8 protein-coding genes are annotated in these 11,769 nt (G+C 41.6%); all 8 read left to right on the forward strand.

Annotated elements, in window-relative coordinates; translation table 11 throughout:
- The first annotated feature begins 13 nt into the window (after positions 1-13).
- The 8 genes from tatC to mdoH all read left to right on the forward strand — a co-directional run bounded on the left by tatC (position 14) and on the right by mdoH (position 11,679).
- Positions 14-754 carry a twin-arginine translocase subunit TatC gene (gene tatC, locus QUE46_RS16105; protein WP_286245599.1) on the forward strand — a complete coding sequence of 247 codons (741 nt, stop codon included), beginning with the start codon at positions 14-16 and terminating at the stop codon, positions 752-754.
- A 1-nt stretch (position 755) separates the two neighbouring features.
- A complete protein-coding gene (locus QUE46_RS16110; RefSeq protein ID WP_286245600.1) occupies positions 756-1,286 on the forward strand; it encodes a hypothetical protein in 531 nt (176 codons plus the stop codon).
- Positions 1,286-2,071, forward strand: a complete 786-nt coding sequence (locus tag QUE46_RS16115; RefSeq protein WP_286245601.1) for a TatD family hydrolase — start codon at positions 1,286-1,288, stop codon at positions 2,069-2,071. The genes QUE46_RS16110 and QUE46_RS16115 overlap by 1 nt, the downstream gene beginning before the upstream one ends.
- Entirely contained in the window at positions 2,071-3,918 is a 1,848-nt protein-coding gene (locus QUE46_RS16120; protein ID WP_286245602.1) for a diguanylate cyclase, read from the forward strand. The genes QUE46_RS16115 and QUE46_RS16120 overlap by 1 nt, the downstream gene beginning before the upstream one ends.
- A gap of 12 nt (positions 3,919-3,930) precedes the next feature.
- Positions 3,931-4,941, forward strand: coding sequence for a porphobilinogen synthase (gene hemB, locus QUE46_RS16125; protein WP_286245603.1), 1,011 nt, complete (start codon positions 3,931-3,933; stop codon positions 4,939-4,941).
- 130 nt (positions 4,942-5,071) lie between these two features.
- Positions 5,072-7,801: an ExeM/NucH family extracellular endonuclease gene (locus tag QUE46_RS16130; RefSeq protein ID WP_286245604.1), complete on the forward strand. Its 2,730-nt coding sequence runs from the start codon at positions 5,072-5,074 to the stop codon at positions 7,799-7,801.
- A 325-nt stretch (positions 7,802-8,126) separates the two neighbouring features.
- Positions 8,127-9,746, forward strand: coding sequence for a glucan biosynthesis protein G (locus QUE46_RS16135; RefSeq protein ID WP_286245605.1), 1,620 nt, complete (start codon positions 8,127-8,129; stop codon positions 9,744-9,746).
- Positions 9,718-11,679, forward strand: a complete 1,962-nt coding sequence (gene mdoH, locus QUE46_RS16140) for a glucans biosynthesis glucosyltransferase MdoH (protein WP_286245606.1) — start codon at positions 9,718-9,720, stop codon at positions 11,677-11,679. Before QUE46_RS16135 ends, mdoH begins: the two co-directional genes overlap by 29 nt.
- Positions 11,680-11,769: the final 90 nt, after the last annotated feature.

Here is an 11,769-nt window from a genome sequence, read left to right on the forward strand (position 1 = left end):
GGTATAAAAAATAATGTCTGAACAAGCTAAATCAGGGTTTGTCGCTCACTTAATTGAGCTGCGCGATCGGCTTATTAAATCACTTTTGAGTATTTTAGTGATATTTATTGGCCTAGTGTATTTTGCCAATGATATATATGAGTTTGTAGCAGCCCCTTTAGTCGCACATTTACCAAGCACTGCCACTATGATAGCTACTGATGTTACGGCACCGTTTTTTGCACCGTTTAAACTCACGCTATTTGTTGCTTTGTTTGGCGCTATTCCGTGGATATTGCATCAAATTTGGGGGTTTATAGCACCTGGCTTATACCAACACGAAAAACGTATGCTGATGCCAATTTTGGCCTCAAGCATTTTGTTATTTTATGGCGGTATCGCTTTTTGCTACTTTATAGTGCTCCCTATTATATTAGGCTTTTTTACTAGTGTAGGGCCGCAAATGATGACCCTAGCGCCAGATATTAGTAGTTATTTAGGGTTTGTACTTAAATTATTTTTTGCTTTTGGCGTGGCATTTGAAATCCCCGTAGCCATAATGTTGCTATGTTGGAGTGGCGCTACAACCACACACAGTTTAAAGCAAAAACGCCCTTATATTGTGGTAGGTGTATTTGTTGTGGCAATGTTTTTAACACCGCCCGATGTGTTATCGCAAACACTATTAGCACTTCCTATGCTGCTTTTATTTGAGCTAGGTTTAATTTTAGCGAAATTTTATAGCGCTAAAGAACAACAGGAATCTGAGGAATAAAATGAAAAAACAACTACTCTCACTACTGGTTTTACTAAGCGCGCCTACTTATGCAGCGCAAGAAATTAACGTGCAAGCTTTGCAAGCATGTAGCTTTATTGAAAACGACTTTAACCGCTTACTATGCTACGACAACACAGTAGCAGGTAAACCGCTTACTAAGCCTAGTGAGAAAAAAACATTAACCCCGCCTAAAGCGGTAACGAATGTATCGCCAAATGTAAGCGCACCTGTGGCCGCTGTATCAAAAGCTGCGCCTGCAGCTAAAGCAGATGATTTTGGCCTTGAGCATAAAGAGATCACTAAAGATAAAGAAGAAAACATCACCGCGTCAGTATCATCAGTAAGAAAAGCCCCTTATGGCGAGCTAATTATTACCCTTGATAACGATCAGCAATGGCGTCAAATTGGCTCTGACAGTCTTAAATTAAAAGAGTCAGATACAGTGGTTATTAGCCGCGGTGTATTTAATTCTTTTTTACTTCGTAAAGATGGTCAAAACCGTTCTATTCGTGTGAAGCGCACTCAGTAATGACCTACACGTTAGTTGATGCCGGCGTTAATTTAACCAATCACCAGTTTGAAGGTGAGCATCAAGCTATTATTGCCCGCGCAAATGCCGCGGGCGTACAAGCTATGTTACTGATTGGCTGCGATGTACCTAGTAGTGAGCAATCGCTTATATTAGCAAAACAATATAATCAGTTTTCTACCGCTGGCGTACACCCACATGACGCTAAAGACGCCACCGATGAACTTGAAATCACTTTAACGCAACTTGCTAATAACGATTGCGTTGTAGCCATTGGTGAGTGTGGGCTTGATTATAATCGCGATTTTTCACCTCGTGATATTCAGCGCAGCGTATTAAAACGCCAGTTAGCGTTAGCTGAAAAACTAAACTTACCTGTTTATTTACACGAACGTGACGCAAGCGAAGATATGCTGAATATTTTGGCTAACTATAACATACGTGGCGTGCTGCATTGCTTTACAGGCAATGCTCAAGCACTGAAACACTATTTAGAATTAGGCCTTTATATTGGCATTACTGGATGGGTATGTGACGAGCGCCGCGGTAAAGCATTACAACAACTGGTGCCTAGTATCCCGCTTGAGCGGTTATTAATAGAAACTGACGCGCCTTTTTTAATTCCACGCACAATTACCCCCAAACCTAAATCACGTAAAAATGAGCCCGCTTATCTTAGCTATGTATGTGAAACACTCGCTGAGCTTTATAATGTTGAACCAAGTACTGTTGCCAACCATACTACGGCTAACTTTTATAGTTTATTTGATAAAGCAGGTCGCTAATGACAAGCCCAAAGGCGCTATTTAGCCTATTTATGCTCCTTTGTTCATTTTACAGTTTTGCAAACCCCGTTATTGCTGACAATTTTAAATCCATAAAAATAGACTCCTTAAGCTATTCGTTTGCGCCCACCACAGCAAACAATGCCTATTTTGAGGTTAACGACTGGCAAACAATAAACGATAAGCCATTAAATTTAGGGTTTGAACAACGCTCTGTATGGGTCAAGTTTACAGTTAAAAATACCTTGAATAACAATATAAGCCCTATTTTATCGCTCGATAACCCGCTGTTAAATAAAGCGCATATTTTTCATTTTTATAATTCAGCACTGCTCTCACACACACAAACTGGCGATAGCTTTAAACTCTCATCACGGATAATAAAAAGCGAGTCTTTATTAGCAAAATTGAGGTTGCCGGCAAATAGTACTAGCACCGTAATAATCAAGGTTACTAATGGCGCAGGGCTGCGCATACCGCTGACGTTGTGGCAGCCAGATGCCTACCTAGCGCATAAGGGTAAACTTAATTTAATTTACGGCTTGCTCATAGGCTTTTTATTTTCATTGGCTATGAGTTGTTTAGTTTTATACGGATTTTCGCGCAAGGTGTATTTTGCTTATGCAGGCATTATTACACTAACCCTAGGTGTGTTACTGGCTTATTTGTGTGGTTTTGGCGCGCGTTATTTCCATCCTAATTCGCCATCATTACAGCAAGTAATGATACCTGTTTTACTCATGCTCACTACGCTTATTTTTGTGCCGCTACAAAAACAACTGTGTCAACCTAAGGCCTCTAAACTACTAAAATGGCAAACCATTGTTACTAATATTTACGCAATTAGCCTGCTGTTTATGTGGGCTTTACCTAGCACAGTGTTTACCCCTTTTAGCTTACTGGCGACCCCGATTGTTATTATTTATTGCTTGGTAAGCGCCTATATCTGCCAGCAAAACGCGCCTTCAAAACCAGTTAAAGCACTGCTAATTGCACTTATGCTATTTTTACTTGTTATGGTGTATCTTATTGTTGCTGTATTTGGCTTATACCCTTTAGGTAGAAGTAGCTTAGCTTTTGTTTTTATATGCTTTTTTGGTAGTACATTTTGCCTATGTTATGGCGTTATGAAGCGCTTTATTTTAGAGCGTGATGAACAAGTTATTGCTCAACAAACCTTGATTGCTGAAAATGCAGCCCAAGATACACTATTGAACGAGCGACTCGCGCTGCAAGCCCAAACACAAAAAGAATTAGAGTCGTTAGTTGATGAGCGTACCTTTGAACTACAAGTCACTTTGCGCGAACTAGAAGATAAAAACCGCGAGCTTGAGCTACTTAATATGGAAGACGCGCTGAGTGGCGTTAAAAATCGTCGCTTTTTTGATAAAAAATTAGTGATGGAACTGCGTCGCTCTCGCCGTGAACAAACGCCTTTGAGTATAATTATGCTCGATATAGACCGGTTTAAACGCGTAAATGATAACTACGGGCACTTAACTGGCGACCAAGTTATACGCGCTGTAGCCGACATTATAAAACAGCATTTAAAACGCCCTTTGGATGAAGTGGCTCGCTACGGAGGCGAAGAGTTTGTTGTTTTACTGCCTAACACCCCAAAAGAAGGGGCGGTTGTTATTGCCCAAAAAATTCGCCAAGCCGTAGAGAGTAATACCGTAAACGTAGCCGGAACATCCGTAAAAGTAACCATTAGTGCTGGCGTAAACAGCGCTGTTATAGACGATATTAGTAACCCTGAGCTATTTACAGACGGCGCAGATAAAGCGCTCTATTTCGCTAAACAACATGGCCGAAATCAAGTAATTAGTTTTCCAATCCCACAGTAGGAGCTTAGTAACATGGCCCAATCAGGACTCGACCTTTTCCCATATACCCGCATGCGTAGAATGCGCCGTAGCGATTTCTCTCGCCGTTTAATGGCCGAAAACCAACTATCGGTAAATGATTTAATTTTTCCGGTATTTGTACTTGAAGGTAAAAACCGCCGTGAAGCAATTGAATCGATGCCCGCAATTGAGCGCTTATCGATTGATTTACTGCTCGAAGAAGCTAAAGAATTAGTTGATTTAGGTATACCTGCCGTCGCTATTTTTCCGGTCACCCCTGCTGACAAAAAATCTTTGATGGCCGAAGAGGCCTACAGTGAAGATGGCTTAGCACAACGTACAGTGCGCGCTTTAAAAGAAGCTTTTCCTGAGCTTGGGGTTATTACCGATGTAGCCCTTGACCCATTTACTACTCATGGCCAAGACGGCATTATTGATGATGAAGGTTATGTAATTAATGACATAACCACTGAAATTCTTGTTAAACAGGCGCTTTCGCACGCCGAGGCAGGGGCAGATGTGGTTGCACCTTCTGACATGATGGATGGCCGTATTGGTGCTATCCGCGAAGCACTTGAAGCAGATGGACATATTCACACTCGCATAATGGCTTACTCAGCTAAATATGCCTCTAGCTATTATGGGCCGTTTAGAGACGCTGTTGGCTCTGCAGGTAACTTAAAAGGGGCCGACAAAAAAACGTATCAAATGGATCCTGCCAATTCTGATGAGGCAATTCGTGAAGTGGCTCTTGATTTACAAGAAGGCGCCGACATGGTGATGGTGAAACCCGGTATGCCGTACCTTGATATTGTCCGCCGGGTTAAAGATGAATTTGGTGTACCTACTTTCGCATATCAGGTTAGTGGCGAATATGCAATGCACAAAGCGGCAATCGATAACGGCTGGTTGAGTGAAGAGGCCACGATTATGGAATCTTTACTGGCATTTAAACGCGCCGGAGCGGATGGTATTTTAACGTATTTTGCCAAGCAGGCCGCGCAATGGCTGCAAAATAAGTAAACATGTTATCAAAGGCGGTACGCCGCCTTAATTTTTTTACAATCATTAACATATTTGTATTCTTTTTGTCATTTAGATTGCCTAAACTGGTGTCCCATTTTGGGATTTAAATACACGGGAATAATAAAAAATGTTAAAAACGAAAATAACGCCACTGGCGCTTGTATTAGCAAGCCTCAGTGCACCAGCCTCCGCCGATCTAATCATTTCTGAATACATTGAAGGCAGCAGCAACAATAAAGCGATTGAGCTTTATAACAATGCTGATACCGAGCTTTCTCTTGAAGGGTATACGTTAGGCCTTTATTCAAATGGTAGTAGTTCGGTTGGCAACTCAATTGATTTAACAGGCACATTGGCTGCCAATACCACCTATATCATTTCAAACCCCGGTGCAGCCGCTGAGATACTTGATATTGCTGACACAACTAGCACAGTAACTTACTACAACGGTGACGATGCCCTTGTTTTAACTAAAGATGGTGTGGTTGTTGATAGCTTTGGCCAAGTGGGTGTTGATCCTGGCTCTTTTTGGTCTGATGATACCGTTCAAACTCAAAATAAAACCTTACGAAGAAAAAATAGCATTACAACGGGTCGAACTGACTCAACTGCAACTTTTAATCCGAGCGATGAGTGGGAACAGTTTGATATTGATACCTTTGACGGCTTAGGCTCACACGCTGGCGACGGTGGTACAGCTCCTGCGCCAGACCCTGAGCCAGAACCACTAGAGCCGCTTGTATGTGGCGCAGATAAAACGCTCATTAGCGCTGTGCAAGGTGCAGGTGATGCAAGCCCATTAGTTAATACCCTTGTTGAAATTGAAGGTATTGTTACCGCTGATTTTCAAGGTGAAGATGGCTTAGATGGTTTCTTTGTGACCTCGCTTGCAGCAGATGTAGATAACGACCCAATGACCTCTGAAGGTCTATTTGTATACTTTACCGATACCGATGTAAATGTAGGTGACCACGTACGCGTACAAGGTACGGTTGATGAATACTACAACTCAACACAATTAGCAGATGTAACACAAATTGCAGTATGTGGTACTGACGAAGTAGCTACTGCAACTTCTATAAGCTTACCTCTAAATAACCAAGCCGACCTAGAAGCCTACGAAGGTATGCTTGTAAGCCTAGATCAAACATTAGTTGTTACAAACAACTATGGCTTAGGTCGCTATGGTGAAGTAGAACTTGCAACAGAGCGTCTGTACCAAGGTACGCAAGTTGCTTTACCTGGCGATGCAGCCAATGCTGTTGAAGCGGCTAACTTAACTAAAAAAATCTTATTAGATGATGGCTCTACAGCTCAAAACTCTGATCCTTCTGCATACCCAGCTGCAGGTTTATCGGCAGAAAACACGCTACGTACTGGCGATACGGTTAACGCGGTAACAGGTGTAGTTGCATATAGCTTTAGCACCTATCGCATTCACCCAACGGTTACACCGCAGTTTATAGCGACTAATGCACGTGAAGATGCGCCAGAGCAAAATGAAGAAGCCGACCTACGAGTTGCTAGCTTTAACGTACTTAACTACTTTAATGGTGATGGCCAAGGCGGTGGATTCCCTACCAGCCGAGGTGCAGACTCAGAAGAAGAATTTGTACGCCAAGAGGCTAAACTTGTTAGCGCTATTAGTGCAATGCAGGCAGATGTTGTTGGCTTAATGGAAATTGAAAACGATGGTTTTGGTGAATTTAGCGCTATTGCAAGTTTAGTCAATGCATTAAACGATGCCGACAGTGCTAACAACTACGCGTTTGTAGATTTTAACGTAGCCCAAATTGGTACCGATGCAATTACTACTGCGCTTATTTACCGTGCTGATAAAGTAGAAGAAGTAGGCACAGCCGCTATTACTACTGATTACCCATTTGATTACAGCAACCGCGCACCTATTGCGCAAAGCTTTAAGTCACTTTCAACAGATGAAGTATTTACTGTTTCAGTTGCTCACCTTAAATCTAAAGGAAGCTGTGGAGAGGGTAACAACGACGACCTAGGTGATGGCCAAGGTTGTTGGAATGAAATTCGTACCGAAGCTGCTGATGCGTTTACCGACTGGCTAGATGGCAAACCTACAGGCGTAGATGATGAAGATATCATTCTTGTTGGTGATATGAACGCTTATGCAATGGAAGATCCAATTCGTAAGTTTGATGAAAAAGGCTATAAAAACGTAGTCGCAGAGCTTAATGGCGATACGCTAAGCTACTCTTATAGCTTCTCTGGCCGTGCAGGTAGTCTTGACCATGCTTTAGCAACCGAGTCTTTACTAGGCAAAGTTGTTGCAGCAAATGATTGGCATATAAACGCCGATGAGCCTATCGTGCTTGATTACAACCTAGAGTTTAAGAGCGAAGGTCATCAATCTACGCTATATGCAGAAGGTCCGTACCGTGCATCTGATCACGACCCAGTCATTATTGATATTAAATCTGAGGTAGTACTTACCCCTGAAGAGCAAACACCGGTAATTGCACCTGATCAAATATTCACAGTGGATGAAAACAGCGCAATAGGCACTGTGATTGGCACACTTGATTTTAGCGATCCTAATGCTGATGTATCACCTGTGGTTAAATTTATTGTATCGGGTAACGACTCTGTATCAATTAACGAGCAAGGGCAGTTAATTGTTGCAAGCGAAGTAGATTACGAGTTTGAAAACCGTATTACTCTTACAGTACAAGCAGAAGATAGTGTGGGTAACGTATCTGAAGCACAAACGGTTGTTGTAAGAGTAAACAACCTACGTGGTGATGACGATAACGACTCGGGCTCACTGCTTTGGTTATCTCTTTTATTAGCACCACTTTCATTAGTGCGCAGATTTAAGAAAAAATAACGAGTGATTTATTTTAAAGCCGCATTTTTGCGGCTTTTTTTATGCTTATAAAAATGTAATTCAGACAAGCTTCAGTAAACAACCTTTAATATCTTCCATACCGTTTATTAACTATTAATAGAATTAGCCGCGCAACAAATACATTAAGTGAGTGTTTTTTACACATAAGTTGTAGTTAAAGCTCTTTTAAATAAATTTAACTGTTGAAATGTAAACACTTTATTTACGGATTAAAAGTTGCACCATAAGTTCACCACCCTTGTGTAGTAGTTAAGTAACAAACCCTAAGCGTAAAAATAAGTCGTGTTTTTATAAAGGAATGAAAATGAAACAATTAACCCAAACACCTCCTACTTGGCAGAAAAAAGCGACGCCATTATTGGGTCTACTTTTTATTTTTTCTAGCTGGGGCTACAGCACGCAAGCAATAGCAGCAAGTGTTGATGCAGCTATACCGCAAGAAAGCCTATTTGAAGTAATTAGCGCTCGTGCTAAAAAACTAGCCGAACAAGAATATGCCTCTCCAAAAAATATAGAGTTAGATGCGTTAAATAACATTGATTATCAAGATTACCGCTCAATTCGTTTTAAGCAGGACAAATCAGTGTGGAAAGATGAAGGGCTGTATGAAATACAACTCTTTCACCCTGGTTTTTTATATAAAACGCCGGTAACGATTAACACTGTAGAAGGCGATTCAAAACGTAACCGCCTACCTTTTAGTACTGATTTTTATCAATACGACGGTACAGCCGCACCGTTAAAAGATGAAATAGCCAAAAGCGTTGCTGGTACACAGCTTGGTCATGCAGGCTTTCGACTACACTACCCTCTCAATACAAACGAATACAAAGATGAGGTGATGGTATTTCAAGGTGCTTCTTATTTTAGAGTTGTTGGCCCTAATCAAGTATATGGTTTATCAGCACGCGGATTAGCAATCGATACAGCCGAAACATCAGGCGAAGAATTTCCTACATTTAAAGAGTTTTGGCTTGTAAAACCTAAAGCTGAGCAAGCTAACATCACTATTTTTGCATTGCTAGATAGCCCTTCGGTTTCAGGCGCCTACAAGTTTGATATTGACCCAACAACCAGCATGCTAGTTGATGTAGATATGCAAATTTTTGCCCGTAAAGATATTAAAAAGCTGGGTGTAGCGCCTTTAACGAGTATGTTTTATCACGGTGAAAACAGTACTAAGTTTTTTGATGACTACCGCCCAGAAGTGCACGACTCCGACGGCTTATTAACACAATCAGCTGATAACAAATGGGTATGGCGACCGCTTAACAACCCGTCACAGTTAAGCGTCACCTCGTTTTCGTACACCAACCCTAAGGGGTTTGGTTTAGCACAGCGCGACCGTGACTTTAATAACTACTTAGATACTGAAGCTCACTACCACGACCGCCCAAGCCTGTGGATAGAGCCACAAGGTGAGTGGGGGAATGGCCGAGTTGAGCTAGTAGAAATACCAACAGACACAGAAACAAACGACAATATAGTAAGTTACTGGGTGCCAGAAAAACCAATGAAAGCAGGCGATTCATTAAAGCTAAGCTACAAAATGAGCACTTTTAACGCCCATTTAACTCAGCATGAAAAAGCCCGTGTAACACGCACACGTATTGGTAGTGCAGCGCTGCCGGGTGAAGATAACCCACCACCGCAAAGCCATCGTCAGTTTACCGTTGACTTTGCAGGACCCGATTTAAACAACCTGTCTGAAAAGCTGACACTGAAAGCCGACATTCAGCTAACAACAGGTGAGGTAAGGGACGTATCAGTGCAAAAACTTCCTAAATCGCTGGGTTGGCGTGTGGCGTTTAAAATTGCACCTCAGGACGAACAACCCGTAGATATGCGTTTATCGTTAAAACTTCGTGATAAAGAAATTAGTGAGGTATGGAGCTATGTTTGGTACCCAAATGACATCAAGTAATAAAGGAAAAGGCACGCCAATGCCATTTAAAACACTGCGCGTATGGTTATTTGCTATTGCAGCACTTACGGTCTCAGGGTACGGCATCTCCATTATGTTTGAGATTTTAAGCTCAAACGGGATGACCTTGCTTGAATACGCACTATTGGTTTTATTTTCAATCACCTTTGCATGGATTGTTACAGCGTTTTGTAGTGGTACTATAGGGTTTGTATTGCAATTATTTCGTATTGACCCACTCACCTTAAAACGCATCAAACCTATTGAGTTTGATAATGCCGCACTTGCACAGCAAAAAACAGCCGTGGTTATGCCTATTTATAACGAAGACACGCACCGTGTTATTGCTGGCTTTGAAGTGAGCTTACAATCGCTAAAAGAGACAGGCCAACTTGCTAATTTTGACTTTTATTTATTGAGCGACACGCAAGACCCTGAAATAGCACAAAACGAATTAAGCGCGTGGCATGCTTTATGTGAGCGATTAGGCGATACTGCAAAACAGGTTTTTTATCGTCGCCGTGAAGATAATAAACACCGTAAAGTAGGTAATTTAACCGACTTTTGTGAGCGCTGGGGCAGCCAATACGATCACATGATCGTACTTGATGCCGACAGCGTAATGACGGGTAAGTGTATGCTAGAGCTAACCACTAGCATGATCAACAACCCGCAAGCTGGTTTAATTCAAACTATCCCTATCCCGGTTCGTCAAGACACCTACTTTGGTCGTTTTTTACAATTTGCCTCTGTGCTTTACAGCCCAATGTTGGCAACGGGGTCTGCTTTTTGGCAAACCGACAAAGCCAACTATTGGGGCCACAATGCGATTATTCGCGTAGAAGCATTTATTAACTATTGTGGTTTACCTACGCTTGAAGGCAATGCTCCATTTGGAGGAGAAATTTTAAGCCATGACTTTGTAGAAGCTTCACTACTTCACAGTGCAGGTTGGGATGTGTTACTACTAAGCGATATTGAAGGTAGCTACGAAGAAGTACCAAGCAACATTTTAGATTATGCCATACGCGACAGACGTTGGGTTCAAGGTAACATTCAGCACCTTGGCTTACTAGGTTCGTCTAAATTAAAGTTAATGAGTAAGTTTCACTTTTTATTAGGTGCAACCGCTTATATTTCATCGCTTATTTGGCTATCTATGCTAGCACTGAGCACCATAGATGCAGTAACCCGCGCATTAAACAGCGATGTGTACTTTAACCGGGTTTATCAGTTATTCCCAACGTGGCAAATAGCTAAAACAGAGCTAATAGACTCACTACTTTACTTAACCATTATTATATTACTGGTGCCTAAATTAATGGGTGTAATAGTTACGCTCATACACAGAAATAAGCGCTTTGGTGGCTCATTTAAATTAATACTAGGCTCAATAATAGAGACTGTATTTGCCATTATTGTGGCACCACTTATGATGGTGTTTCATGCCTACTTTGTAGTGTGTGTATTTTTAGGTAAAAAAGTTAAGTGGGATGCACAGCCACGCGAAGGGCGTATGGTACCGTGGAAAGAAGCGTTTAATTACACACTATTTTCTACCTTAGTTGCCATAGTATGGGGCGCTACAGCCTATTACTTTACGCCTGTATTCTTTTGGTGGTTATCGCCTATATTACTTGGTCTATTGTTAGGTGCTCCGATTATACGCTACACCAGTAGCATTAAATTAGGTGTGCAGCTTCGTAAAATGGGGATATTTATTTGCCCAAGCGAAGTTGATAACGACCCTATGCTAAACAACCTTAAAGTGCATTTAAAAGAGATTTCGGTACCAGAGCCTGGGCAATACCCTAAAACGGTGCCAGCCCTACCACAAGAGCATTTAGTGGTTATGCCAATACAAAGCTTTAATAAGCCTCGCTTGCCAAAGATGAAAGCGCTAAGAGCTAAAGCAATTAAGAAGTTTAATTAGCGCAATCGGCACGCACTAAATAAAAAAAGGAGCATTCATGCTCCTTTTTTTATACCTTAAACAAACTGCTATATAACTGCCCTTTTATAA

The sequence above is a fragment of the Pseudoalteromonas sp. MM1 genome, from assembly GCF_030296835.1.
Lineage (GTDB): Bacteria > Pseudomonadota > Gammaproteobacteria > Enterobacterales > Alteromonadaceae > Pseudoalteromonas.

Excerpts from the sequence above, each read along its gene's own strand:
- QUE46_RS16135 (WP_286245605.1), top strand. The coding sequence starts at position 8,127 with ATGAAACAATTAACCCAAACACCTCCTACTTGGCAGAAAAAAGCGACG.
- hemB (WP_286245603.1), top strand. The coding sequence starts at position 3,931 with ATGGCCCAATCAGGACTCGACCTTTTCCCATATACCCGCATGCGTAGA.
- QUE46_RS16110 (WP_286245600.1), top strand. The coding sequence starts at position 756 with ATGAAAAAACAACTACTCTCACTACTGGTTTTACTAAGCGCGCCTACT.
- mdoH (WP_286245606.1), top strand. The coding sequence starts at position 9,718 with ATGTTTGGTACCCAAATGACATCAAGTAATAAAGGAAAAGGCACGCCA.
- QUE46_RS16130 (WP_286245604.1), top strand. The coding sequence starts at position 5,072 with ATGTTAAAAACGAAAATAACGCCACTGGCGCTTGTATTAGCAAGCCTC.
- QUE46_RS16115 (WP_286245601.1), top strand. The coding sequence starts at position 1,286 with ATGACCTACACGTTAGTTGATGCCGGCGTTAATTTAACCAATCACCAG.
- tatC (WP_286245599.1), top strand. The coding sequence starts at position 14 with ATGTCTGAACAAGCTAAATCAGGGTTTGTCGCTCACTTAATTGAGCTG.
- QUE46_RS16120 (WP_286245602.1), top strand. The coding sequence starts at position 2,071 with ATGACAAGCCCAAAGGCGCTATTTAGCCTATTTATGCTCCTTTGTTCA.